General features: G+C 63.4%; 28 protein-coding genes and 1 pseudogene. 16 read left to right on the top strand and 13 right to left on the bottom strand.

What is annotated here, in order from left to right; all coding sequences use genetic code 11:
- Position 1: 1 nt before the first annotated feature.
- Positions 2-1,066 carry an SDR family oxidoreductase gene (locus HG549_RS10160; protein WP_170029364.1) on the bottom strand — a complete coding sequence of 355 codons (1,065 nt, stop codon included), beginning with the start codon at positions 1,064-1,066 and terminating at the stop codon, positions 2-4.
- Positions 1,067-1,138: 72 nt separating this feature from the next.
- On the opposite strand from HG549_RS10160, the gene HG549_RS10155 reads away from it, so the two are divergent.
- A complete protein-coding gene (locus tag HG549_RS10155; protein ID WP_170029363.1) occupies positions 1,139-1,543 on the top strand; it encodes a MerR family transcriptional regulator in 405 nt (134 codons plus the stop codon).
- A 41-nt stretch (positions 1,544-1,584) separates the two neighbouring features.
- Here HG549_RS10155 and HG549_RS10150 read toward each other — a convergent pair whose 3' ends face one another.
- The gene (locus HG549_RS10150) at positions 1,585-1,953 is read right to left on the bottom strand and encodes a hypothetical protein (protein WP_170029362.1); all 369 of its coding nucleotides are present in this window, start codon (positions 1,951-1,953) and stop codon (positions 1,585-1,587) included.
- Between the two features lie 306 nt (positions 1,954-2,259).
- On the opposite strand from HG549_RS10150, the gene pbpG reads away from it, so the two are divergent.
- Complete coding sequence (pbpG, locus tag HG549_RS10145) at positions 2,260-3,186, top strand: D-alanyl-D-alanine endopeptidase (RefSeq protein WP_170029361.1); 927 nt, start codon at positions 2,260-2,262, stop codon at positions 3,184-3,186.
- 169 nt (positions 3,187-3,355) lie between these two features.
- On the opposite strand, the gene HG549_RS10140 is transcribed toward pbpG, so the two are convergent.
- Positions 3,356-3,811 carry a transposase gene (locus tag HG549_RS10140; RefSeq protein ID WP_170029360.1) on the bottom strand — a complete coding sequence of 152 codons (456 nt, stop codon included), beginning with the start codon at positions 3,809-3,811 and terminating at the stop codon, positions 3,356-3,358.
- Between the two features lie 357 nt (positions 3,812-4,168).
- Entirely contained in the window at positions 4,169-4,606 is a 438-nt protein-coding gene (locus HG549_RS10135; protein WP_170029359.1) for a hypothetical protein, read from the bottom strand.
- Between the two features lie 203 nt (positions 4,607-4,809).
- On the opposite strand from HG549_RS10135, the gene HG549_RS10130 reads away from it, so the two are divergent.
- The 9 genes from HG549_RS10130 (at position 4,810) to HG549_RS10090 (ending at position 12,352) form a co-directional block, all read left to right on the top strand.
- On the top strand, positions 4,810-6,144 hold the full coding sequence (locus HG549_RS10130) for a lysine N(6)-hydroxylase/L-ornithine N(5)-oxygenase family protein (RefSeq protein WP_170029358.1): 1,335 nt from the start codon (positions 4,810-4,812) through the stop codon (positions 6,142-6,144).
- 173 nt (positions 6,145-6,317) lie between these two features.
- Positions 6,318-7,511: a PepSY domain-containing protein gene (locus HG549_RS10125; RefSeq protein WP_170029357.1), complete on the top strand. Its 1,194-nt coding sequence runs from the start codon at positions 6,318-6,320 to the stop codon at positions 7,509-7,511.
- Complete coding sequence (locus HG549_RS10120; RefSeq protein WP_170029356.1) at positions 7,508-8,047, top strand: thiamine pyrophosphate-binding protein; 540 nt, start codon at positions 7,508-7,510, stop codon at positions 8,045-8,047. Before HG549_RS10125 ends, HG549_RS10120 begins: the two co-directional genes overlap by 4 nt.
- Positions 8,044-8,364, top strand: coding sequence for a hypothetical protein (locus tag HG549_RS10115; RefSeq protein WP_170029355.1), 321 nt, complete (start codon positions 8,044-8,046; stop codon positions 8,362-8,364). Before HG549_RS10120 ends, HG549_RS10115 begins: the two co-directional genes overlap by 4 nt.
- On the top strand, positions 8,361-8,930 hold the full coding sequence (locus tag HG549_RS10110; protein WP_170029354.1) for a DUF6162 family protein: 570 nt from the start codon (positions 8,361-8,363) through the stop codon (positions 8,928-8,930). Before HG549_RS10115 ends, HG549_RS10110 begins: the two co-directional genes overlap by 4 nt.
- Positions 8,931-8,947: 17 nt before the next feature.
- Positions 8,948-9,850, top strand: coding sequence for a metal ABC transporter substrate-binding protein (locus tag HG549_RS10105; RefSeq protein ID WP_170029353.1), 903 nt, complete (start codon positions 8,948-8,950; stop codon positions 9,848-9,850).
- Positions 9,847-10,593 (top strand): metal ABC transporter ATP-binding protein, encoded by a 747-nt coding sequence (locus tag HG549_RS10100; protein WP_170029352.1) that lies wholly within the window; start codon positions 9,847-9,849, stop codon positions 10,591-10,593. The genes HG549_RS10105 and HG549_RS10100 overlap by 4 nt, the downstream gene beginning before the upstream one ends.
- Positions 10,593-11,492, top strand: a complete 900-nt coding sequence (locus HG549_RS10095) for a metal ABC transporter permease (protein ID WP_170029351.1) — start codon at positions 10,593-10,595, stop codon at positions 11,490-11,492. The genes HG549_RS10100 and HG549_RS10095 overlap by 1 nt, the downstream gene beginning before the upstream one ends.
- Complete coding sequence (locus tag HG549_RS10090; RefSeq protein ID WP_170029350.1) at positions 11,489-12,352, top strand: metal ABC transporter solute-binding protein, Zn/Mn family; 864 nt, start codon at positions 11,489-11,491, stop codon at positions 12,350-12,352. The genes HG549_RS10095 and HG549_RS10090 overlap by 4 nt, the downstream gene beginning before the upstream one ends.
- A 63-nt stretch (positions 12,353-12,415) precedes the next feature.
- Here the strand turns inward: HG549_RS10090 and HG549_RS10085 are convergent, their stop codons facing one another.
- The 6 genes from HG549_RS10085 to HG549_RS10060 all read right to left on the bottom strand — a co-directional run bounded on the left by HG549_RS10085 (position 12,416) and on the right by HG549_RS10060 (position 16,617).
- Positions 12,416-13,468 (bottom strand): DUF1615 domain-containing protein, encoded by a 1,053-nt coding sequence (locus HG549_RS10085; protein ID WP_170029349.1) that lies wholly within the window; start codon positions 13,466-13,468, stop codon positions 12,416-12,418.
- A gap of 26 nt (positions 13,469-13,494) precedes the next feature.
- The gene (locus tag HG549_RS10080; protein ID WP_170029348.1) at positions 13,495-14,046 is read right to left on the bottom strand and encodes a hydrolase; all 552 of its coding nucleotides are present in this window, start codon (positions 14,044-14,046) and stop codon (positions 13,495-13,497) included.
- Positions 14,047-14,103: 57 nt separating this feature from the next.
- Positions 14,104-14,823, bottom strand: a complete 720-nt coding sequence (locus HG549_RS10075) for a thioesterase II family protein (protein WP_170029347.1) — start codon at positions 14,821-14,823, stop codon at positions 14,104-14,106.
- On the bottom strand, positions 14,820-15,041 hold the full coding sequence (locus HG549_RS10070; RefSeq protein ID WP_003256222.1) for an MbtH family protein: 222 nt from the start codon (positions 15,039-15,041) through the stop codon (positions 14,820-14,822). The genes HG549_RS10075 and HG549_RS10070 overlap by 4 nt, the downstream gene beginning before the upstream one ends.
- A 252-nt stretch (positions 15,042-15,293) precedes the next feature.
- Positions 15,294-15,695: a hypothetical protein gene (locus HG549_RS10065; RefSeq protein WP_170029346.1), complete on the bottom strand. Its 402-nt coding sequence runs from the start codon at positions 15,693-15,695 to the stop codon at positions 15,294-15,296.
- 37 nt (positions 15,696-15,732) lie between these two features.
- A complete protein-coding gene (locus tag HG549_RS10060; protein WP_170029345.1) occupies positions 15,733-16,617 on the bottom strand; it encodes a LysR family transcriptional regulator in 885 nt (294 codons plus the stop codon).
- A 146-nt stretch (positions 16,618-16,763) separates the two neighbouring features.
- On the opposite strand from HG549_RS10060, the gene HG549_RS10055 reads away from it, so the two are divergent.
- Positions 16,764-17,783 carry an alpha/beta hydrolase gene (locus HG549_RS10055; protein ID WP_170029344.1) on the top strand — a complete coding sequence of 340 codons (1,020 nt, stop codon included), beginning with the start codon at positions 16,764-16,766 and terminating at the stop codon, positions 17,781-17,783.
- Between the two features lie 40 nt (positions 17,784-17,823).
- On the opposite strand, the gene HG549_RS10050 is transcribed toward HG549_RS10055, so the two are convergent.
- Together HG549_RS10050 and HG549_RS10045 are read right to left on the bottom strand one after the other, a co-directional pair.
- Positions 17,824-18,216, bottom strand: a complete 393-nt coding sequence (locus HG549_RS10050; protein WP_256666102.1) for a hypothetical protein — start codon at positions 18,214-18,216, stop codon at positions 17,824-17,826.
- Positions 18,197-19,255 (bottom strand): polymorphic toxin type 44 domain-containing protein, encoded by a 1,059-nt coding sequence (locus HG549_RS10045; protein ID WP_170029343.1) that lies wholly within the window; start codon positions 19,253-19,255, stop codon positions 18,197-18,199. The genes HG549_RS10050 and HG549_RS10045 overlap by 20 nt, the downstream gene beginning before the upstream one ends.
- A 245-nt stretch (positions 19,256-19,500) precedes the next feature.
- On the opposite strand from HG549_RS10045, the pseudogene HG549_RS10040 reads away from it, so the two are divergent.
- Positions 19,501-20,218 (top strand): annotated as a pseudogene (locus tag HG549_RS10040) (pirin family protein).
- Between the two features lie 53 nt (positions 20,219-20,271).
- Here the strand turns inward: HG549_RS10040 and HG549_RS10035 are convergent.
- On the bottom strand, positions 20,272-20,565 hold the full coding sequence (locus tag HG549_RS10035) for a DUF1330 domain-containing protein (protein ID WP_170029342.1): 294 nt from the start codon (positions 20,563-20,565) through the stop codon (positions 20,272-20,274).
- Between the two features lie 78 nt (positions 20,566-20,643).
- On the opposite strand from HG549_RS10035, the gene ribBA reads away from it, so the two are divergent.
- From ribBA to HG549_RS10020, 3 genes are all read left to right on the top strand, one after another.
- Positions 20,644-21,765, top strand: coding sequence for a bifunctional 3,4-dihydroxy-2-butanone-4-phosphate synthase/GTP cyclohydrolase II (gene ribBA, locus HG549_RS10030; protein ID WP_170029341.1), 1,122 nt, complete (start codon positions 20,644-20,646; stop codon positions 21,763-21,765).
- 334 nt (positions 21,766-22,099) lie between these two features.
- A complete protein-coding gene (locus HG549_RS10025; RefSeq protein WP_170029340.1) occupies positions 22,100-23,125 on the top strand; it encodes a polyamine ABC transporter substrate-binding protein in 1,026 nt (341 codons plus the stop codon).
- Positions 23,122-24,039, top strand: a complete 918-nt coding sequence (locus HG549_RS10020; protein WP_170029339.1) for an ABC transporter permease — start codon at positions 23,122-23,124, stop codon at positions 24,037-24,039. Before HG549_RS10025 ends, HG549_RS10020 begins: the two co-directional genes overlap by 4 nt.

Genomic DNA, 24,039 nt, shown 5'->3' with positions numbered 1-24,039 from the left:
CTCAGCCGGGCAAGTGAGCCATGACGTAGCGCACCGTCCGTTCCAGTGTCTGTGCCATGTCAGGATGCGTTAACCGATACTTGCGCTCCAGGTGCTCGCTCTCGCTCATGTCGAAGCGTTGCGTCTGGATGAAGTTCAATGACTCCGCGCGGATCTCCAAACGGGCGGCCAGCCCGGGAATCGTCGCTAGCCAGCGGAGCAACCCGATCGCGACATGGCGCTGGGGTGGCTTGACCCCCAGCGTTTGCGCCAACTCCTTGAGCAGCCCCTGCAGGTTGGGCGTCTGCTCATGCAGCGCCAGCACCTGTCGGTTGGCCAGCAAAGGGTCGAACGCGACGCAGGTCATCAGCGTCACCAGGTAATCGACGCTGACCATTGGCAACCAGTGCTGGGGGGAACCTGGCAGAGCCTTGAAACGGCCTTGCGCCAGATTGCGAATGAGTTCGACCAGCGGCTGGCCTGCCAGGATGTGCCCACTCTCGCTGTGGCCACACACCGTTGCCGGATGCACCATGGTGTAATCCGCGTGTGCTTCCTGCATGTGGCGGATGACCGCGAAATGCGCTTCGAGCTTGCTGCCTTCGTAGCCACCCACGCGGCGATAGACTGCGCGCCAGTCAGTGCTTCCGGGGCAGTCGTAATCAACCCCGATACCGTCGAGGAAGGCGAGGTTCTGTACCATGTAGCCGCCCACCATCAGCAGGCGGGCGTGCAAGCTCGCCGCCAGCCTGGCGACCCTCAGCGCGCCTTGCACATTGACCGCGCGGGCACGTTCCATCGTCAGCCCCCAGGAGAACTCTGCGGCCAGGTGGAAAACCACCGAGACGCAGGACACGCTCTGCCTGTCTGCCTCGCTGAGCCCAAGCCCGTCCCTGCTGATATCGCCCGCAACGGCATGCAGATTCGCCGGGTTACCGCCCAGCTGGCCGACCTGCTCCCTGAGACGCGCGAGGTGGCCCGGGTTGCGCATCAGCACCCAGGTCTTGTGCCCAGTCGCAGAAAGCCGGGCCAACAGATGTTGCCCGACAAACCCGCTACCGCCTGTAACGAAGCATTCCACAGCCATGACCGAATCCTTGTTTGCATGATCGGCGCAGGCTAAGGTATAGAGCCTGGTCTACAGTCAAGGAATTTCGCTGTGAATGTTGGAGAGTTGGAGCGCCGCAGTGGCATCGGCCGTCACGCATTGCGCTATTACGAAAAGCTCGGGCTTATCGGCGCCCATCGACGGGCCAACAACTACCGCAGTTACAGCGAACAGACCGTTGCTGACCTGCAGTTCATCCAGCTTGCCCAGAGCATGGGGTTTTCACTCGCGGCGATCGGCGACATTTTGGCTGCCAAGCGCGGCAACACCATCGATTGCGCACAAGGCGCAGCCTTGATCGCGGAAAAAATGGCCGAAATCCAGGCGAAGATCATCGACCTGCAAGCCGCCTATGCGTCTCTCGATACGGAACGTAAAAAGCTTGAAGCCAGTGCCATCGCCAAGGGGCTGATGCTGCCGCACCTTGCTCTACAGGGGGCTGCCTCCAGGCAATAAAAAACCCAGCGCAAAGGCTGGGTTCAGGCGTTAGCACTTGCTTATTGGGAAACGCTTCGGCTGTGATGCCAGTACAGGTATGCCAAGCCTACTGGAGCGATGAAAATCGCCATTGACCAGCAAAGCGCCATGGTGAAAACCTTGACCGACAACATGAACAGCGCGTTCACGAAAAAGACGTTATTACCCATGATGAAGCCCACGACGCTTTCGTAGACGAAACGAGAGTACGGGTATAACAAGGTCGAGACGACTGCCATCAGCAGCAGGCCGGGTTTGCCGGTCAGGCCGGTGGGACTATTGGCAGCGAAGCCCAGAATCAACGCCGCGAAAAGCGCGCCGAAGAAAAGCTGGCGGATGTAATAGCTCGGTGTCAAACCGCCAAACGTCATTGCAATGATGCGCCGCATAAGATCCCTCTCAGGCTGGTAACAAAGGCGCAGACTTTACCAGTTACAGAATTCACGGGCAAAGCGGCAAATGGCAACCCGAATTTGATTAGCCAAGGTGGCTGATGGTGCTTCCGAGCGTGCAGAAACTGACTCTCGCCTTATCTTGCCGCGGCACAGGATCGGTACAGGATTAAATTTCCTTCACCTTGCGCCCTTTAGTCATAAGGCATTCGACAGCATTTCAGCCATACTCCAGAATGCAGCGGTTTTTGGGGGAAAACCCTTGCACAGCCAACGACATACCAACTTTTAGTGAGCCTGAACGTGAAAACATCCCTGTCCATCCTCAGCCTGCTGCTGTTGCTCACAGGTACCGCGACCCTCCCGTCGACCGCTGCTGCACAATCCCCGGCCCAGGTTCAACGTGACCCGTCCAAGCTGCACCTGGCTTCAGGCAGCGCTCTGCTGATCGATCTGAACAGCAACCAGGAGTTGTATTCGAACCACGCCGACCGCGTGGTGCCGATCGCCTCGGTGACCAAGCTGATGACCGCCATGGTAGTGCTCGACGCCAAGCAGCCCATGGATGAAATGCTCACCATGACCATCGCCAACAACCCGGAAATGAAAGGCGTGTATTCGCGGGTGCGCCTGGGCAGCCAGCTGGACCGCCGCGAGACCTTGCTGATTACCCTGATGTCGTCGGAAAACCGTGCGGCCAATACCCTGGCCAACCATTACCCGGGTGGCTACCCGGCGTTCATCAAGGCGATGAATGCCAAGGCCCGTAGCCTGGGCATGGCGCACACCCGCTACGTCGAACCGACCGGCCTGTCGACGCAGAACGTGTCCACCGCCCGCGACCTGGCCAAGCTGCTGATGGCCTCGCGCAAGTACCCGATGCTGAGCGAGCTGTCGACCACGCGCGAGAAGACCGTGGCCTTCCGCAAGCCCAACTACACGCTGGGCTTCCGCAATACCGACCATTTGGTGAACAAGAGCAATTGGGACATCAAGCTGACCAAGACCGGCTTCACCAATGAGGCCGGGCACTGCCTGGTGCTGTTGACCCGCATGGACAACCGCCCGGTGGCCATGGTCATCCTCGATGCGTTTGGCAAGTACACCCACTTCGCCGATGCCAGCCGCATGCGCCAGTGGCTGGAAACCGGTGCCGCCAAGCCAGCGCCGGCGGTGGCCATGCAGTACAAGGCAGAGCGGCAGAACAAAGGGCGCCTGGCGGCGGAATGACGGCGCTTGGTGACAGCGCTGGTTGAGCCAAGGGCGCGGGTGTTCGTCGCAAGAGGGACAGCGCCCATCAGATCGAGCGCCGCCCGCGCGGCGCATCGCGGATGAATCCGCTCCTACATTTGTTGCAACGTGCCGAACCTATCAGGCCATGGTTGTCAGCCTTTGGGGATCAGATCCAGATTGCGTCCCAATGCGGGTAGTCTGCGATTCTGTTCACCAAGCCTGCTCTAAGCGGATTGGCAACGATGTACCTGGCGGCCTTGACCACATCTTCGTCCCTGCGTAAGGCGCGGTCATGATAACCGGCTTGCCAGACAGGCGCCGTAATGCTTCCGGTCTTTCGCAAACCGTGGCTCGACCTCGCTTTGAAGCGGCGCATCAGTGTGCTCAGGGTTATTTCTTTCAGTTCGATCAGCCAGTGGACATGGTCAGGCATGACAACCCAGGCCAGTGAATGGCAGCTGTTCTCCTTCTCTACCACACGCAGATTGCGAATCACGATGCGAGCGTATTGAAAATTCAGGAACAGCGGGCGCCGGTTTCGGGTGACGGTGGTGAGCATGTAGAATCTACCGGGTTCTGAGCACCTTCCGCGGCGCAGCAGGCAACCTTTCGGGGAATGCATGACGGTCATCCATGAATGTGCGATTCCCGTTTCAGCCTAGAATTTTCTGCAAAAGGCGGTGAAGCAATATGGTTTGCAGATGTGTCCCCCGACAGGCGACCATGGCGTAACAGGTTCGGCACGTTGCAACAAATGTAGGAGCGGATTTATCCGCGATGCGCCGCGCGGGCGGCGCTCGATCTGATAGGCGCTGCAACTCTCCCGACGTACACCTGGTGGCCCTGACCCGCCCGTAAGCCGGGAACATCAACCTCCCTGAACATTCCCGGATGCCTGGGCGGGCCTCATCGCGGATAAATCCGCTCCTACAACAGCCTCGCGTGAGAAGCCCTGGCCAGGCGGGCGCCGTATCCTGCGTCAGGCCTGGGTACTGACCATCCCACCCGCACTGCTGCCACCGGTGGTCTGCAATGCTTCGAGCAACTGGGCGGTAGCCTGCAGGATTTCACCATTGAGCGTGGAGATACTCGCCTGCCTGGCACTCACGGCGGCCAGTTTGGCCGTTTCTTCCATCGGCTGAGCCATCAACAGGGCCAATTGTTTCTGCTCGTCGGCCAACTGCTTCTGCAGGCGCTTGATCATCTCGCGCAATTGCTTGATATGCGCAGGTTCAGCACTGTCGCTGCTGCTCTCGGCACCTTGGGCTTTGCTGTCAGCGCTGACTTTTGACAGGTCGACCTGAGTGCTGGCTGCCCCGCCCTCTTCGTTCTTCTGCACATCCTGGCTGGCGACCGCCGAGGTGCTGCCCGACACTTGGCCCACGGTGCCGACGCTGATTGCTGCAATGGCGCTCATGTGTTTCTCCCTGCAAGAAAAAATGGGTCCTTGATCTGATCTGCCTATCGGCCGCAAGGCGCAGGTCTTTAGCCCCGGCTTGTTACCAAGCAGCCGGCCGCCGGTAAATTCCCGAGCGTTTGGCTCGTTCCAACCCATGTACCTACGCAGGCGCCGGCTCATCCCGGCGAGCGTCCACCTTCGACCACTATGGAATCGCAGCCATGAGCCAGTCTGCCCCCCCGGAAACTGTCAAGGACTTGATCGGCGTGGGCTTCGGCCCTTCCAACCTGGCCCTGGCCATCGCCCTGGAAGAACTCGCCGAGTCCCAGGGCCATGCCCTCGATGCGCTGTTCATCGACAAGCAGCAGGACTACCGCTGGCACGGCGAAACCCTGGCGACCCAGAGCGAGCTGCAGATCTCGTTCCTCAAGGACCTGGTATCGCTGCGCAACCCCACCAGCCCCTACAGTTTCGTCAACTACCTGCACCAGAAGCAGCGCCTGGCCGACTTCATCAACCTCGGCACCTTCTATCCCTGCCGCCTCGAATACAACGACTACCTGCGCTGGGCCGCCGAGCACTTCGCTACCCAGGCGGTGTATGGCGAGGAGGTGCTGCGCATCGAGCCGGAAGTGCAGGCGGGCCGGGTCGAACACCTGCGCCTGGTGTCGCGTGACATACAAGGGCGCGAATACAGCCGCCGTACCCGTTCGGTGGTGGTCGGTAGCGGCGGCACGCCGAAAATACCGGAGAAGTTCGCCGCCTTTGGCGACGACCCGCGGGTATTCCACCATTCCCGTTACCTCAGCAGCCTGAACCAGCTGCCGTGCACCGCCGGCACACCGATGCGCATCGCCGTGATCGGTTCAGGCCAGAGCGCCGCCGAGGCGTTCATCGACCTCAACGACAGCTACCCATCGGTCAAGGTCGACATGATTCTGCGCGGCTCGGCGCTCAAGCCCGCCGATGACAGCCCGTTCGTCAACGAGATCTTCGCGCCGGGCTACACCGACCTGGTCTACAACGAACCGGCCGACCAGCGCAGCAAGCTGCTCGGCGAATACCACAACACCAACTACTCGGTGGTCGACCTCAACCTGATCGAGCGCATCTACGGCATCCTCTACCGGCAGAAAGTGGCGCACCAGTACCGCCACAACGTGCTGTGCAGGCGCCAGGTGGAAACGGTGCTGGCCACCGGCGAAGGGCTGGAGCTGACCCTGCGCGACCTTGCCACCGGCCAGCAGCAAACCCACCGCTATGACGCCGTGATCCTTGCCACCGGCTACGAGCGCCGCTCGCACCGTGACCTGCTGGCACCGCTGGCCGGCTACCTTGACGATTTTGCGGTCGATCGCAACTACCGTGTGCTGGCCAGCCCCGACCTGCAGGCCTCGGTGTACCTGCAAGGCTTCTGCGAAAACAGCCATGGCCTGAGCGACACCCTGCTCTCGGTGCTGCCGACACGCGCGGCAGAGATCGGCCGCGCGCTGTACCGAGACCTGGCGCAGCTGCACGGCAAACCGCAGGCGGCGGTCGCCCTGACCCGCGCCTGAACCGCTGCTTACCACTGCCTGGCCGGCCCGGCGCAATACGCGCAGGCCGGCCTTGGTGTTTCTGAAACATTTTCTTGCATTTAAAACGGCAGGATTCTGATTCTCATTCGTCCTTATCAGTACAGCCTCTTTGGCTGGGCACACGCTCGACCACCCTTGCAGAAGACTGTCCGATGGCCAAAACCGCGAAAAAATCGAAATCCAGGCTTTGGTTCCTGGTCCACAGCTGGCTCGCCCTGCCGATCTGGTTCTTTGTGCTGATCGTCTGTTTCACCGGCATGCTCGCCGTGGTCAGCCAGGAAATCGTCTGGCTGGCCAATCCGGACGTACGCGCCAACAAGCCCGATGGCGAGGTCGAACGCCTGACTTTCCAGCAAGTGCTGGATGCGTTGCACAGGGCCGAGCCGGACATGCTGGTGGAGCGCCTGAGCCAACCCGACGGTTCGCACTTTGCCGTCAAGGCCGATGTCACCCTGGCGGACGGCAGCCGCCCGACGTTGTACGTAAACCCCTACACCGGCGCAATCCAGGGCAAGACGCCCGACTTCGACTTCGAGGCCTTCACCCGTGCCCTGCACGGCTGGTGGCTGGTGCCATTCACCAATGGCTTCAGCTGGGGCTGGTACCTGGTGTCGCTGCTCGGCCTGCCCATGCTGGCGTCGCTGGTCACCGGCCTGGTGGTGTACAAGAAATTTTGGAAAGGCTTCTTCAAGCCGCTGCGCATCGGCCATGGCTCGCGGATTTTCTGGGGCGACCTGCACCGCCTGGCCGGGGTCTGGTCGATCTGGTTCATTGCGGTCATCTCCATCACCGGTACCTGGTTTCTGATCCAGGCGATCCTGTTCGACAACCACATCACCATTTCCAGCCGCCCGGTGGTGCCGGTGATCGCCCGCGAGGACGTGCCGCAAAGCAGGGATGGCAGCCCGGCACCGCGCATCGACCTGGATGAAGCCGCGCGTATTGCCGGCCTGGCGATCCCGGGGCTGGAGATCAGTTTCATCACCCTGCCAGCCACCGCCTACAGCCATGTCACGCTGGCCGGGCCGGGCTGGTACCCGCTGATGTTCCAGAGTGCTTCGGTGAACCCTTATACGCGCAAGGTCGACAGCCAGTTCCTGCTCAGCGACCGCTCGGCGCTGGAGTTCGTCACCGAATCCATGCGCCCGCTGCATACCGGCGATTTCGGCGGCCTGCCGATCAAGCTGGTGTGGTTCTTCTTCGGTTTGATCCTCACCCTGATGGTGTTCAGCGGCTTGCTGATCTGGACCAGGCGCACCGCCCAGGCCACCGCCGCCGCACTCAAGCGCAGCGAACGCGCGCCGCACCCGGCCCGCCCTGGCAGCGCCGTGGAGGTACGCCCATGAGCAAGGCACACGCGCTGCCCGGCAGCCCGCTGAAGCAGCTGTGGCTGAAGTGGCGCTTTCACCTGAATGTCCTGCTGATTCTCATCCCGCTGGGCTTCATGCCGAAGTACTTCGCCGACGCCAAGCTGTTCCGTGGCGAAGCCGGCCTTGGCGCCAATGTGATCAGCGACATCCAGGTCGGCCCCTACCGCCTCGACCTGGCCGAACTGCGTGACGAGGCCCCCCGCGCCGACGGCCCGGCCGGGTACTTCAAGGTATTCAACGCCTCGTTGTGCAAGGCCTGTATCAAGGAGGTCAAGGCCGCCTACCTGCGCATCGGCAAACCGCGCAGCCTGCGCACCGCCGGCACCATTTTCTTTGGTGCGCCGTACCACATGGGCACGTCGCTGCCCATCCCGCCCCGCACCCGCGCAGACGCGCAGGTCTGGATCACCCTGGAAGGCTGGGACGGCAGCCTGCACCAGGCGTCAGTCCCGCTGGCCCAGGCATCACCCGCCACCGTGGCCTGGCTCGAGAACCAAGGAGGCAAGAAATGAGACACCTGTTGCGCATCCTCGCCCTGCCTGTGCTGGTGCTGGGCGCTGGCCCCGCCCTGGCACACAACCCGATGTGCGAATGCGAAGGACTGGCCGATGGCCAGGTCAAGTGCACCGGGGGCTTCTCGGACGGCAGCGCTGCCCCCGGGGTGACGCTGGATGTAATCGGCTACGACGAACAGGTACTGGTCGGCGGCAAGCTCGGTGAGGACTCGACGCTGACCTTCAAGCGCCCGGACGGCGAGTTCTATGTGCTGTTCGATGCTGGCCCCGGGCATGTGGTGGAAGTCGACCACGCCGACATCGTCCAGCCATGAGCCGCTGCCAAGTGATCCGCCCGGCCGGTGCCGGGCACGAAACCCTCTACGTGCTGCTGGTCAGCCTGCTGATCGTGGCGCTCGCCGCCAGCGTGGTGCTGGTGCGCGGTGAGCGCGAGGACGAACAGGCCATCGCCAGCCACCAGATCGATGCCCGGCGCGACCTCACCGCCGCCGAGCAAGGCCTGTACACCGACCTGCGGGTGGCCTTCGACGAAATCCGCCTGCTGCGTGAAGAAACCGCCGCCGTCCCCAGCGTGAGCGCCCTGGCCGAGGAAGGCCTGCCACCGTTCGTGGCCGACACCGGCAGCCAGCGCCGCGGCAGCCATCAGTGGTCGTGGCTGCAGGCCGGTGCCTACCTGGGTCGCAGCCAGGCCCCGGAAGTAGCCGGCAGCCTGCTATTGATCGTGCCGAGCGACAGCGCTGGCGAGGCGGATGTCTGGCTACGCCGCGACACCATCGCTGTGCCGCCAGGCGACCTCAGCCAGGCCGCACTGATCGCGGCCGGCTGGCGGCAGGTGGTCAGCCATTACGACGCCGGGGTCACCCGCGAACACCGTCACTGAACCCAAGGACTCCGCCCATGTTCCGCTCCGCCCTCGCCCTGCTCCTGGCACTTGCCCTGCCGACACCGGCCCTGGCCGATAACGGCAAGCCGCTGCGCATCGGCATCACCCTGCACCCCTACTACAGTTATGTGCGCAACATCGTCGGCGACAAGGCCGAAGTGGTGCCGTTGATCCCGGCAGGTTTCAACCCGCATGCCTACGAACCCCGGGCGCAAGACATCAAGCGCATCGGCACGCTGGATGTGGTGGTGCTCAACGGCGTCGGCCATGACGATTTTGCCGAGCGCATGATCGCCGCCAGCGAGAAGCCCGCTATCCCGACCATCGAGGCCAACCAGAACGTACCGTTGCTGGCGGCCACCGGCATTGCCGCCCGTGGTGCCGGCAAGGTGGTCAACCCGCACACCTTCCTGTCGATCAGCACCAGCATCGCCCAGGTCAACAATATCGCTCGCGAGCTGGGCAAGCTCGATCCGGACAACGCCCGGCTGTACACGCAAAATGCCCGTGCCTACGCCAAGCGCCTGCGCACCCTGCGGGCCGAAGCCCTGGCCAAGGTCACCGAAGCGCCCGGCGCCAGTTTCCGGGTGGCGACCATCCATGCCGCCTACGACTACCTGGTGCGCGACTTCGGCCTGGAGGTGACGGCCGTGGTCGAGCCAGCCCATGGCATCGAGCCCAGCCCGGCCCAGTTGAAGAAAACCATCGACCAGCTGAAGGCCCTGGATGTGCGAGTGATCTTCTCGGAAATGGACTTCCCGTCGGCCTATGTCGACACCATCCAGCGTGAATCCGGCGTGCGCCTTTATCCGCTCACGCACATCTCCTATGGCGAATACACCCAGGACAAGTACGAAGTGGAAATGCAGCGCAACCTCGACACCGTCGTGCGCGCCATCCAGGAGAACCGCACATGACCGCCGCGGCCAACCTGCTGGCGGCCTGCGGGCCACGCATAGAGTTCGCCGGTATCGACCTGAGGCTGGGCGGCACCCGTATCCTCGACCAGGTCAGCTTCAGCGTGGCCGCCGGCAGCGTGCACGCCATCGTCGGCCCCAACGGCGCTGGCAAGAGCTCGTTGATCAAGACCCTGCTCGGGCAGATGCCGCACCAGGGCCAGTTGACCTTGCACTGGCCCGGAGAACACCAGGTGATCGGTTACGTGCCACAGGCGCTGGAGTTCGACCGTGGCCTGCCAATGACCGTGGACGACTTCATGGCCGCGCTGTGCCAGCGCCGCCCGGCCTTCCTCGGCCTGTCGCGGCAAGTGCAGCCGGCCATCGACGCGGCCCTGGCGCGGGTCGGCATGCTCGACAAGCGCAAGCGGCGCATGGGCGCGCTGTCGGGTGGCGAACGCCAGCGCGTGCTGCTGGCGCAGGGCCTGGTCCCGACGCCGCAGTTGCTGGTGCTGGACGAGCCGATGTCGGCCCTTGATGAAGCCGGTATCCAGGTGTTCGAACAGTTGCTGCGCAGCTGGCGCCAGGCCGGTACCACCGTGCTGTGGATCGAGCACGACCTGCAGGCCGTGCTGCGCCTGAGCGACCGGGTGACCGGCCTGAACCGCCAGGTGCTGTTCGATGCCCCGCCGGCCCAGGCGCTGACCCCGGAGCGCCTGCTGGGGCTGTTCTCCGTTCACCCGCGCAGCGAGGGGCGTGCCTGATGAGTGTTGAATCCTTGCGCCTGCTGGTCCAGGGCTGGGCCACGGCCGGCTACCTGCCCGAGGCACTGGCCTACGGTTTCGTGGTCAACGCCTTGCTGGCAGGCCTGATGATCGGCCCGGTACTGGGCGGCCTGGGTACCCTGGTGGTGGTCAAGCGCTTCGCGTTCTTCTCCGAGGCGGTCGGCCATGCCGCGCTGACCGGCGTGGCCATCGGCATTCTGCTGGGCGAACCCTACACAGGCCCGTACGGCAGCCTGTTCGGCTACTGCCTGCTGTTTGGCCTGCTGCTCAACTTCCTGCGCAACCGTACCGGGCTATCGCCGGACACGCTGATCGGCGTGTTCCTCTCGGTGTCGTTGGCACTCGGCGCCAGCCTGCTGCTGATGCTGGCGGGCAAGATCAATGTGCATATCCTGGAAAATGTCTTGTTCGGCTCGGTGCTGACCGTGAGCGGCCAGGACCTGCTGGTGCTGGGCATCGTCGCGCTGCTGGTGCTGGCCCTGGCCGTGCCCCTGTACAACCGCATCATGTTGGCCAGCTTCAACCCGCAGCTGGCGGCGGTGCGCGGGGTGGCGGTGAAGACCCTGGACTACTTGTTCGTGGTGCTGGTGACCTTGGTGACGGTAGCGGCGGTCAAGGTGATCGGGGCGATCCTGGTCGGGGCACTGCTGGTGATCCCGGCCGCCGCTGCGCGCCTGGTAAGCCAGTCGCTCAAGGGCTTTTTCTTCCTCTCGGTGCTGATCGCCACCCTGAGTACGCTGCTCGGCATCCTGCTGCCGATCGTCTTCGACCTGCCGGTGCCGTCGGGTGCCGCGATCATCCTGGTGGCCGGCATCTGCTTTGCCCTGGCTGCGCTGGCCCGCGCCCTCGTCCCCCACCTGCAAGGAAACCCGGCATGAACCTTAAACGCCTGACCCTGGCGCTGGCCCTGGCCGGCTTGCCATCGCTGTGTTTCGCCACCCAGGTGCTGACCAGCCTGCCGGTCACTCACAGCCTGGCCAGTACTCTGCTCGACGGCACTGCGGTACAGCTCACCCGCGCGGCGCCGGCCAACCTGCCGGCCAGCCGTCAGCCCGCGTATTTCAGCGGACGTGGTGGTACCAACCTGCATGAGGCCGCGCAGCAGGCCGATGCGGTGATCGGCGTGCGTTCGATCTGGCGTGACGACCCGCTGTACCCGATGGCCCGGCGCAGTAATATCCGTATTGTCGAAATCGACGCCGCACGGCCGCTGGACGGCGCGCTGCCAGGCATTGCCGTCACCGGTGACGATGCCTATGGCGCCTACCCGTGGCTGAACCCGAGCAACCTTGGGCGCATGGCCGACGTAATGGCCAACGACCTGGGACGGCTGGCGCCGGAAGCCAAGACGACGATCCAGGGCAACCTGGCCAGGCTCAAGCGCCAGTTGCTGGAACTTGCCGCCAGCAGCCAGACGCGCCTGGCCAAGGCCGACAACCTGACCGTGGTGAACCTGTCGGAGCGCCTGGGCTACCTGGCCAGTGGGCTGAACCTGGATGTGCTGGAGCAACCGCTGCCGGCCGCATGGGATGCCGCCGCGCTGCAGGCGCTGGAGCAGAACCTGAAGACCCAGGAGGTGGCAGTGGTGCTGGACCACCGCCAGCCGGAGCCGGCGGTGGTCGAGGTGATCAGGGCCGCCGGGGCGAAGCTGGTGGTGGTGGAAAGCGACCCTGAAGATGCCTTTGCCGGACTGGAGGCCAGTGTCGACCAGGTGGTGGGCGCACTGAGCGGAGGCTGAAGTGGCCTGTGCCGGCCTGTTCGCGAGTAGAACTGCGCACAGGCTGGCACAGGCGAGCCCCTGCTAACGCTTCATGCAGCGCTGATAGCGCTCATCTACCCGCCCGGCAAACCACGCCGTGGTCAGCTTGCGGGTGATCTTCGGGCTCTTCAGCTCGATCCCCGGCAACACCGCCCGTGGCAGCGGTTTGCCCGCCGCAGCATCGGCCAGGGCGAATACCCCGCGGTACAGGTCGCTGTCCTCGAATGCCAGGCGGTCGCCCTGCTCAAGCTGGCGGCGAATCTGCGGGTTGCGCAACCCGAGTCGGGTACCAAGCTTGCGCGCCGCTTGTTCGGTGGCCCCCGGCATGATCGAGCCCGGTGCAACCAGGTCCCCGTCGAGCGCCAGTGTCACCCCGCTCGCCTTGCTCAGTGCTGCCTGGAAGGCCGCGTTGCGGCTGGCGTACCAGCCCGCATTGAAATCGGCGAAGCGATACAGCTGGCGTTCGTAGTTCGCCGGGTAACCCAGCAAGTGGGCGATGCCGAAATACATGCCGCCACGCCGGGTGAACACCTCCTGGCGGATGCTGCCGGTGTAGCTGTAGGGGTAATCGCGCGCATGCTGTTCGGCAAAGTCGATGCTGACCTGCATCGGCCCGCCGGTATGCACCGGGTTCAACCCATCGAGCAAGGTCTTGCCCAGCGGCACACGGGCGATGACCTCGTCGTACAGTTCGCTCAGCTGCTTCTCGCTGCGCACCGCCTGCAACCGCTGCTGGTAGCTCTTGCCATTGGCCGAAGGGGTCTTCAGCGCCCCATCGACCAGCAGCCTGGGAATATGCAGGCGTGCGGCACGGCGGTCGATTTCCTGGCGGGCAATGCGCCCCAGGTTGGGCACCTGCGGGTCGGCGTTGAAGGTCGACTCCTGCTCGGTCACGGCCAGCACCGCGCACAGGTTGCTCTTGCTCGGGGCAATGCGCTGGGTTTCGAATGCCTGCTGAATGTCCCTGGCCCAGCCCTCGCGGTCCCTGGCCTGGGCGGGCAGCAACCGCAGCAGTTGCGCGCGGACCTTGGCCGGGTCTGCTTCGGGTGCTTGCTCACGGCGCCCGGCGCAACCTTGCAGCAGCGCCAGGGCCATCAGCCCGATCGCCAGTATCCGGCCGTTCAGGGCTGTTCACCGACCAGGTAGGTCTTGCTGATGTGGCGGAACAGCGGGTGCCCGGCACTGCCCATCAGCTCGAACAACACCATCTCGCGGGTCACCACCTGAGCGCCCGCCGCACGCATGCGCGCCAGGCCGGCGGCCTTGCTCGCCGGGGTGCGGCTGTCGCAGGCGTCCTCGACCACGTACACCTGCTTGCCCAGCGCCAGCAGGCCGAGCACGGTCTGCAGCACGCAGACGTGGGTTTCCATGCCACAGACGATCACTTGCTCACGCGCCAGCAGGCTGGCTGGCAGACAGGCGGCGGCCACGCAGGAAAAGTGGCTTTTCTCCACCACCTCGGCGGCGGGCGCCACGGCCAGCAGCTCGGCCAGGGTATGCCCCAGGCCCTTGGGATACTGTTCGGAAATCACCGTCGGCAGCTCCAGCTCGGCAGTTGCGGCCAGCAACCAGCGGGCCCGTGCGCGGGTGCCTGCAGGGTCGCTCATGGCGCCGATGAGCTTCTCCTGGATGTCGACGACCAGCAGCGTCGCCTTGTGTGGATCGATCAGCATTGCCTGCCCCTTGCCTGGAAAAAGGCCTAGCCTCCCCCAGGCAAGCGGTGACGTCAATCAGGCGGAAAGCCGGAGCGGTTCGAGCGATGCGACCAGCGCAGTGAGCACCTGGTCTTCCTGTTCGTGAATGAAGAAGTGCCCCCCCGGGAACATCTGCAGTGAGAATGGCCCATGGGTTTCCTGGCGCCAGGCCTGCAGTTGCTCGTCGCTGGCGCGGTCGTCCACGCCACCCAATACGTGCAGCGGGCACTGCAACGCCGCGCGCTGGCGGTAGGCGTAGGTGCCGCAGAGCAGGAAATCGGCGCGCAGGATGGGCAAGGTCAGGCTCATCAGCTCGGCGTTGGCCAGCACTTCCTCGGGCGTGCCCTGCAGTTCGCGCAATTCGCTGATCAGCTCGGCGTCGCCCTTGGGTTCGCGCCAATTGTTGCGCTCGTAGTCCTCGCGACGGGTCGGCGCAGCGGTTCCACACGCGAACAGGGCCAGCGGCGGCGGGCAACCCAGCGCTTGCAGCTCATGGCTCAGCTCGAAGGCCAGCAGCGCGCCCAGGCTGTGGCCAAGCAGCGCATAAGGGGCACTGGCCGCCAGGCGTTGCTCGGCAGCCAGTTGCCGGGCCAGGGCCTGCAGGTCGGTGTGCAGTGGCTCGGCCATGCGCGCACCGCGCCCGGGCAGTTCGACCGGGCGCACCTGCAGCCACGCTGGCAGCTTGCGCCGCCAGCGGCTGTAGACCATGGCGCTGGCGCCGGAGTACGGCAGGCACAGCAGGTTCAGCGCGGTCACTGGGCAGCGGCTTCGGCCATTTTCTGGCGCAGGCTCAGCGGGCGCATGTCGGTCCAGACTTCGTCGATGTAGGCCAGGCAGTCTTTCTTCAGGCCGCTCTTGCCAACGGCGCGCCAGCCGTTGGGGATGGCCTTGTAGTCGGGCCAGATCGAGTACTGCTCTTCGTGGTTGACCACTACCTGGAACTGGATATCGTCGCGGTCGAAAACGGAAGTCATTGCCTGTCTCCTTGAGTGATGAATGCCCCTGCGCGCGTGGCGCAGGGGAGCTTTGTAGTAGACGTGGCACGCGGTGAAAAAATTAGCGGCCTGGCACGTGTAGGAGCGGCCTTGCGTCGCGATCGGGCGCGCAGCGGCCGCATTCCAGGTCATCCTGACCTGCCAGAACACTGTCGGTTGCAGATATAGCGGCCGCTGCGCGCCCGATCGCGACGCAAGGCCGCTCCTACAAGGACCATGCCTGGCTGGCCCTCAGGTTTCCCGCAGCAAATCATGGCTATCGAGCAGACGGAAGGCAACCTGCGGGTTGCGCTCCAGCCCTCGGCGGATCGCCGCCGGAATCGACTGCCGGGTCTTGCGGCACAGCCCAGGCTGGTCATCCAGTTCGATGACGATGCCACGCATGGTCCGCACTTCGTTGTAACCGGGAGCGATGTGCACGCGGATGCCGAGGTTTTCGTACATTCGTTGCTGCAGGCGTTGCAGGTCTTCCAGGTCCTTGAGGTTTTCCAGGCGTTCGAGCAGGCGCTTTTCCTCCTGACGGGTCAGCAGGAGGATGCGCTGGGCAGCCTGCGGGTGGTCGACCAGCTGTTCGCGGCCGCAATCACAGGCGCCAGGGGGGCAAGGCTGGCGCAAAGGGGGTGCTGTGCTCATGCCAGCAAGCATAGCCCGTAGCAGGCTCTGCAGGTTGTCACAGCTGCACCAACCGCTCGCGCAGGAAGGCCACAAAGCCTTGCACCGGCCGCGCCACCTGCCGGTGCTGTGGGTAGACCGCCGACAGCTGCAACGCCGGCGGGCGCCACTCATCCAGCACGGTCACCAGCCGCCCATCGGCCAACGCCTGCGCAACGATAAAGGTTGGCAGGTAAGTCACACCCATGCCGGCAATCGCGGCATCCCTGAGCAACTCGCCGTTGTTCGCCCGCATGCGCCCGGTCACCTGCAGCGCCTGGGCCTTGCCACCCTGGTGGAACTGCCATTGCACCTGCCGCGCATGCCCGTAAGGCAGGCATTCGTGCCCGGCCAGCTCGCCCGGGCGGCTTGGTACGCCCCGCGCTTGCAGGTACGCCGGGCTTGCGCAGTAAACCCGCTCGACACTCGCAATACGCCGCGCAATCAGGCTGGAGTCCTCCAGCACGCCAATCCGCAGCGCCAGGTCATAGCCCTCGCCGATCAGGTCCACGGCGCGGTCGCTCAAGTCCACCTCCACATCGACCTGCGGGTGCAATTGCAGGAACTCGGTCAGCAGGCAGCCCAGGTGGGCCATGGCGAACGACAGCGGCGCGCTCAGGCGCAAGGTGCCGCGCAAGGCCTGGGCCTGGCCGCTGATGTCATGCTCCACCTGCTGCACCTCGCCCAGCAGGCGCAGCGCCGACTGGTAATAGTGCTGGCCCAGCGGGGTGGCATCCAGGCGCCGCGTGGAGCGGTTGAGCAGGCGCACACCCAGGCGCTCTTCAAGCTGCATCAGCCGCCGGCTGACCGATTGCTTGGACATGCCCAGGCGCTCGGCAGCGGCAGTGAAACTGCCGGCTTCCATCACTTGGGCAAAGATGCGCATGTCTTCGTAAGGGTTCATTGTCTCGCTCTTGGTGACAGTCAAACGCTTTATAGCGGCTTTTTCCCATCAGTGCATCTCCCTAATCTACGCACAGGTCGCAACGATGGCCCGCCAGGCCAGGCAAGACGCCCATTACCAACACTTGCATAGAAAAGGATTCGCTCATGAACATTGTCCACAAAACCCTCGCCGCTTCCCTGCTCGCGCTGTCCGTTTCCAGCGCTTTCGCTGCCGGCAGCCCGGGTGTCGAAAGCCACACCCAGGCGTTCCTCGACGCGTTGCAACAAGGTGGCGGCAAGCCACTGGAACAGCTCAGCCCGAAAGACGCCCGTGCCGTGCTGACCGGCGCCCAGGCTTCGGTCAAGGTCGACCTCTCCGGCATCGAGGTGAAGCAACGCACCATCCAGGCCGATGGCCAGTCGATCACGCTGCAAGTGGTACGCCCGGCCAATGTGCAGGGTGAGCTGCCGGTGTTCATGTTCTTCCACGGCGGCGGCTGGGTGCTCGGCGACTTCCCGACCCACCAGCGGCTGATCCGCGACCTGGTGGTCGGCTCCGGTGCAGTGGCCGTGTATGTCGACTACACCCCGTCGCCGGAAGCGCATTATCCGACGACGATCAACCAGGCCTACGCTGCGACCCGCTGGGTGGCCGAGCATGGCAAGGAAATCGGCGTGGACGGCAAGCGCCTGGCCGTGGCCGGTAACAGCGTCGGCGGCAACATGGCGGCGGTGGTTGCGCTCAAGGCCAAAGAAGCCGGTACCCCGGCGCTGCGCTTCCAGCTGTTGTTGTGGCCGGTCACCGATGCCAGCTTCGAGACTGCTTCCTACAAGCAGTTTGCCGAGGGGCACTTCCTGACCACCGGGATGATGAAATGGTTCTGGGACAACTACACCACCGATGCCAAGGCACGGGAGCAGATCTACGCCTCGCCGCTGCGTGCCAGCAGCGAGCAGCTCAAGGGCTTGCCGCCGGCACTGGTGCAGACGGCCGAGTTCGACGTGCTGCGCGATGAAGGTGAAGCGTATGCCCGCAAGCTGAATGCCGCTGGCGTGACTGTGACCTCGGTACGGTACAACGGGATGATTCATGACTATGGCTTGCTCAACCCGCTGAGCCAGGTGCCGGCTGTAAAGGCGGCAATGCGTCAGGCGGGCACCGAACTTAAAGTGCACCTGCAGTAAATCGATGACTAGAAGACCCGCCCAGGCGGGTCTTTTGCTTCTATGGCGGAAATGGCCCGCAGGCTTCGATGAATCTGCTATCGGTGCGGCTATCTATGGCACCGTCCGGCCCGATGTAGATATGGATCCTGGGCCACCTGGGCTTGGCCCGAATGCAGTGCCATTTGCCTCGGTTGTTCCAATCGAGTTGCATGAAGAATTGGTTGTTGGGGAAGATATGCCCGGTGCCGCCGGTGGTTTCACCTGGGTAGATTTCGCCTTTTGAAATGTTATCTTGAACATTCAAGATATAGCCAAGACGCCCCTGCCCCTTATCAGTAAAATGAAAACTCACGCGCGGAGTGGCAACATACCAAAAGACGATTGGGGTGAGCATTAGCGCGACCACCCAGCGCCAGAAATACCGTTTCGGTTTATTTACAGCGGTGATCACGTACGCTACCTCCCCAGCTAGACAGTGGCAATGCTAGTACCTCATCCATAAGCACCTTTGCCGTAATCCCACCGTTTGGTTGCTGCTTATACAGTTTGATGCCAATACTGATAGAGACACGATCGCCTATATCATCCCAAGCGCGCATCCCGTCGATGTCTGCGTAGCGACGAGGCCCATCGTGTTCATCCCAATCCCAAACCTTCCGAATGCTGTCTGATGCAATCTGCTCAAGCCCGGCACCGTCCAGAAGGACGCCTTCAGACAGGCCACCAGCCCGCCCTACATAGCCGTAGTGGATGTTCGACCAGATATCGTAGAAGTAGTCAACCTCACCTTGTTTTTGCCAAACCCCACTGAAGTGTTGCCTGATGGCCTTCTTGTGATCCCATGGCCTGTCCTGACCAACTCGCTCTGCCCAAAGCGCCATCGCGGCAGCAGTGTTCCCAACCTTCATTGATTGAAATTCAGGCGAAAAAAGACGCGCATACCAAGGAAGCTCCAGAAATTTTGCACGCTCCTCTGTTGCATCAAAACTGGTTAGCTTCTTCATGTTCAGTACGGATGGATGTGTGATGTTGCGATTCATTTCCTCGGCGATATAGCTTGCCACCTGCTCCATCATGTCAGGGTCTGTGCAAGTGGAAGGCTTGGCCGCTACCAGCGCAGATTTGTCAGGCGGGATTGAACCGGCGGGTCCTGATGTTACCGCTTGGCGTACTTGCTGTGCCCCCCGGGAGCCTGCCGCTTCGCCAGGTTCTCCAGTGGCAATTACACGGTTTGTTCCCGCTGGGCAGCCGCAGGCTACCAAAGCTCCATCAACCACTGCCGGACGACCATGGATGACGAAATTGCTCGCACCTTCCACCAGCGTTCCTACTTCACCGCAGGTAGGACATGGGGTGGTCTTGTCCTGCAACCTCAGCGCTTCACGCCCATCGCCTTTGAATCCGTGGCCACTGGCCAGGCATACGGCTCCTGTAGTGGTCCGGTCTCCATCCCAGGCCTGGTTCCTGCCGTTGATCCTGAAACGTGCCATGTGAAACTCCTTGAGTGAAAGCCGGGAGGCTAGCACCCGCTAGAGCATGAAAATCACGCAGGAACAGACCAAGAATGGTCCTACAAAGTACATCGAGATGCCCTACACGCCGCTACACCAATAGTCACTTTAAAAGAGACAATCTTTCACCATTACGCTGGTTTTTACCTCCTGAGCTGACAGTTAAGCTTCTCCCATCTACTAGCCAACCCGATCACGGTGCCGGCTTTTCCAGGAGAATGACCATGCTTACCGTACGCAACGCCAAAGACCGCGGCCTGGCCTTCCATGGCTGGCTGAAATCCTTCCATACCTTCTCCTTCGGCCTATCGCAACCCGGACGAGCAAGGTTTCTCCGACCTGCTGGTGATCAACGATCGCGTCATCGCCGGCAAGGGCTTCGGCGAGCACCCGCACCGTGACATGGAGATTTTCTCCTACGTGCTCGAAGGCGCGCTGGAGCACAAGGACACCCTGGGCACCGGCTCGGTAATACGCCCCGGTGACGTGCAACTGATGAGCGCCGGCCATGGCGTGGCGCACAGCGAGTTCAACCACAGCCAGGTGCAGCCGGTGCACTTTTTGCAGATCTGGATCGTGCCGAACGTGCAAGGCGCCACGCCGCGTTACCAGCAGCAGCACTTCAGCGCCGAGGAAAAGCGCGGCAAGCTGCGCCTGATCATATCGCCGGAGGGTGCCGAAGGATCTTTGCAGGTGCGCCAGGATGCGCGGGTGTATGCCGGGTTGTTCGACGGTGACGAGCGCGCCACGCTGACCTTGCCGGAACATCGCCATGCCTATGTGCACGTGGCCCGGGGCAGCATCGCGCTGAATGGCCAGGTGCTCGGTGAAGGCGATGGGGTACGGGTAAGGCAGGAACAGGTGCTGGAACTGAGTCATGGGGTGGATGCCGGGGTACTGGTGTTTGACCTGCGGCCGCACGAGCTGCCGGGCATGCCTTGACGCAGGTCCGCCCTCTTCGCGGGTTGAACCGCGAAGAGGGCATCAGGCAACACTCAAGGTTCGAACCCTTCGACGATGATCACTTCGGCTTTCGCCACCCCCTGGCGATGGCTGCACGCCTCCTGGTACAGCGCGGACCGGTAACACGCCAACGCCTGCTCGTACGAATCGAACTCGATCACCACGCTACGCTGAGGGGTAGGCCGCCCTTCCAGCGCCTCGCTGCGCCCGCCACGGGCCAGAAAGCGGCCGCCGAACGCCTGGAAGGCAGCCGGGGCGCGCTGGGTGTACTGCTGGTATTGCTCGGGGTCGGTCACGTCCACATGGGCGATCCAGTAGGCCTTCATGCGCTGCTCTCCTGTTACGGCGATATTTATGTATGATGGTATACCATAATAATCACCCTATAACCGTGAGCGTGCAACATGGCATTCAACACCATCGAGGAACTTCTCGAGGATTACCGGCAGGGCAAGATGGTCCTGCTGGTGGATGACGAGGACCGGGAAAACGAAGGCGACCTGCTGATCGCCGCCGAGCGTTGCGACGCCCAGGCCGTCAACTTCATGGCCCGCGAAGCGCGTGGCCTGATCTGCCTGACCCTGACCGAAGAACATTGTCAGCGCCTGGGCCTGGAACAGATGGTACCGGCCAACGGCAGCGTGTTCAGCACCGCTTTCACCGTGTCGATCGAAGCGGCCAGCGGCGTGACCACCGGCATTTCCGCCGCTGATCGGGCGCGCACCGTGGCCGCCGCCATGGCCCCCGGCGCCCGCCCCGAGGACCTGGTGCAACCGGGGCACATCTTCCCCCTGCGCGCCCGCGAAGGCGGCGTGCTGACCCGCGCCGGCCACACCGAAGCCGGCTGCGACCTGGCGCGCCTGGCCGGTTTCACCCCGGCTTCGGTGATCGTCGAAGTGCTCAACGACGACGGCACCATGGCCCGCCGCCCCGACCTGGAAGTATTCGCCGCCCGGCATGGCATCAAGATCGGCACCATCGCCGACCTGATCCACTACCGCCTGAGTACCGAACAGACCATCAAGCGTATCGGCGAACGCGAACTGCCGACCGTGCATGGCAGCTTCCGCCTGGTCACCTATGAGGACCGCATCGAAGGGGGTGTGCACATGGCCATGGTCATGGGCAACATCCGCCGCGAACAGCCGACCCTGGTGCGGGTACATGTGATCGACCCGCTGCGCGATCTGGTCGGTGCCGAATACGCCGGGCCGCCCAACTGGACGCTGTGGGCGGCGCTGCAGAAGGTGGCCGAGGAAGGCGCGGGTGTGGTGGTGATCCTGGCCAACCATGAGTCCTCCCAGGCCTTGCTCGAACGCGTACCGCAGCTCACCCACCCGGTGCGGCCTTACCAGCGAGGGCAATCGAAGGTGTACTCCGAGGTCGGCACCGGGGCGCAGATTCTGCAGGACCTCGGTGTCGGCAAGCTGCGTCATCTGGGCCCTCCACTGAAGTATGCCGGGCTGGCTGGGTACGAGCTGGAGGTGGTGCAGAGCATCCCCTTCGAGACTGGCCTGATGGGCTGATACGGAGCCTTGTAGGAGCGGCCTTGTGTCGCGAAAGGGCTGCGAAGCAGCCCCAGGGTTTCAGCGCAGATGCACAAATTGCTGGGGCTGCTTCGCAGCCCTTTCGCGACACAAGGCCGCTCCTACACGGGATGGAGTGATGGCCGGTAGCCCCATAACGCTTGCCAATAGTTTGGAATACCATAATATGATATCCCGTAGACCTTAAATCTGTCGGCCGGCTCCTACAATTACAAACGGCCTTCAGACACCTTGTTTTAGCGGCTCCCCGAACACGATTGGCGGGCGCACCACAAGCCCCGCCTCGAATAACAAAAGCAACGAGGGCGTAACCATGCTGTTGAGCAAACGTGTAACCGCAGTGCTGTCCGCCAGCCTGCTGACCCTGGCCTGCCAGGCCACCCAGGCTGCCGACAGCCTGAACTTCGTCAGCTGGGGCGGTACCACCCAGGACGCCCAAAAGGAAGCGTGGGCCGTACCTTTCAGCAAGGCCACCGGCATCAAGGTGGTCCAGGACGGCCCCACCGACTACGGCAAGCTCAAGGCCATGGTCGAAAGCGGCAACGTGCAGTGGGACGTGGTCGATGTCGAAGCCGACTTCGCCCTGCGGGCTGCCAGCGAGGGCCTGCTCGAGCCCCTCGATTTCAACCAGATCAAACGCGACAAGATCGACCCGCGCTTCGTCTCCGACCACGGCGTCGGTTCGTTCTTCTTCTCCTTTGTGCTCGGCTACAACGAAGGCAAGCTGGGCGCCAACAAACCGCTGGACTGGACGGCGTTGTTCGATACCAAGACCTACCCCGGCAAACGCGCCCTGTACAAATGGCCCAGCCCTGGCGTGCTGGAACTGGCCCTGCTGGCCGATGGCGTAGCCCCCGACAAGCTCTACCCGCTGGACCTGGACCGCGCCTTCAAGAAGCTCGACACCATCAAGCAGGACATCGTCTGGTGGGGCGGTGGCGCCCAGTCGCAGCAGCTGCTGGCCTCGGGTGAAGCTTCGCTCGGCCAGTTCTGGAATGGCCGCGTCTACGCCCTGCAGCAGGACGGTGCGCCGGTGGGCGTGAGCTGGAAGCAGAACCTGGTCATGGCCGACTTTCTCGTGGTGCCCAAGGGCGCCAGGAACAAGGACGCAGCGATGAAGTTCCTGGCCAACGCCAGCAGCGCCGAAGGCCAGGCCGAGTTCGCCAACAAGACCGCCTATGCGCCGGTGAACGTCGACAGCGTGGCCAAGCTGGACAAGGACCTTGCACAAAACCTGCCCACCGCCTACGCCCAGGACCAGGTCACCCTCGACTTCGCCTACTGGGCCAAGAACGGCCAGGCCATCGCAGCCCGCTGGAATGAGTGGTTGGTCAAATGAAAGTCGCCATCAACGCCCTGCATAGCCCACAAGGTGCCCCCACGGGCACCGGCGCACCGGGCGCGGCCGCGCGCCGCGTCAGCCTGAGCCAGCGCTGGAAAGGCAGCCGCAACCTGCTGCCGGCCCTGCTGTTCCTTGGCCTGTTCTTCTTCGCCCCGCTGGCCGGCCTGTTGCTGCGCGGGGTGCTGGAGCCGACGCCGGGTCTGGGCAATTACGAGCAGCTGTTCGCCAACTCGGCCTATGCGCGGGTGCTGTTCAACACCTTCTCGGTGGCCGGCGTGGTCACCCTGATCAGCGTGCTGCTGGGTTTCCCGCTGGCCTGGGCAATCACCCTGGTGCCCAAAGGCTGGGGCCGCTGGCTGCTGAACATCGTGCTGCTGTCGATGTGGACCAGCCTGCTGGCGCGCACCTACTCGTGGCTGGTGCTGCTGCAGAGTTCGGGGGTGATCAACAAGGCGTTGATGGCCATGGGCATCATCGATGCGCCGCTGGAAATGGTGCATAACCTGACCGGCGTGGTGATCGGCATGAGCTACATCATGATCCCGTTCATCGTGCTGCCGCTGCAGGCCACCATGCACGCCATCGACCCGATGGTGCTGCAGGCCGGCTCGATCTGCGGCGCCAGCCCGTGGACCAATTTCTGGAAGGTGTTCCTGCCGCTGTGCCGCTCGGGGCTGTTCTCCGGGGCGCTGATGGTGTTCGTGATGTCGCTCGGTTACTACGTCACCCCCGCCCTGCTGGGCGGTGCGCAGAACATGATGCTGCCCGAATTCATCATCCAGCAGGTGCAGTCCTTCCTCAACTGGGGCCTGGCCAGCGCCGCCGCCGCACTGCTGGTGGTCATCACCCTGGTGCTCTTCTACCTGTACCTGAAGCTGCAGCCGGAATCCCCGGTTGGCAACGCGAGGTAA

Source organism: Pseudomonas sp. SK (assembly GCF_012975065.1).
Classification (GTDB): domain Bacteria; phylum Pseudomonadota; class Gammaproteobacteria; order Pseudomonadales; family Pseudomonadaceae; genus Aquipseudomonas; species Aquipseudomonas anuradhapurensis.
The sequence above is the reverse complement of the archived record's forward strand: the minus strand, read 5'-3'. Positions and strand labels throughout refer to the sequence as shown.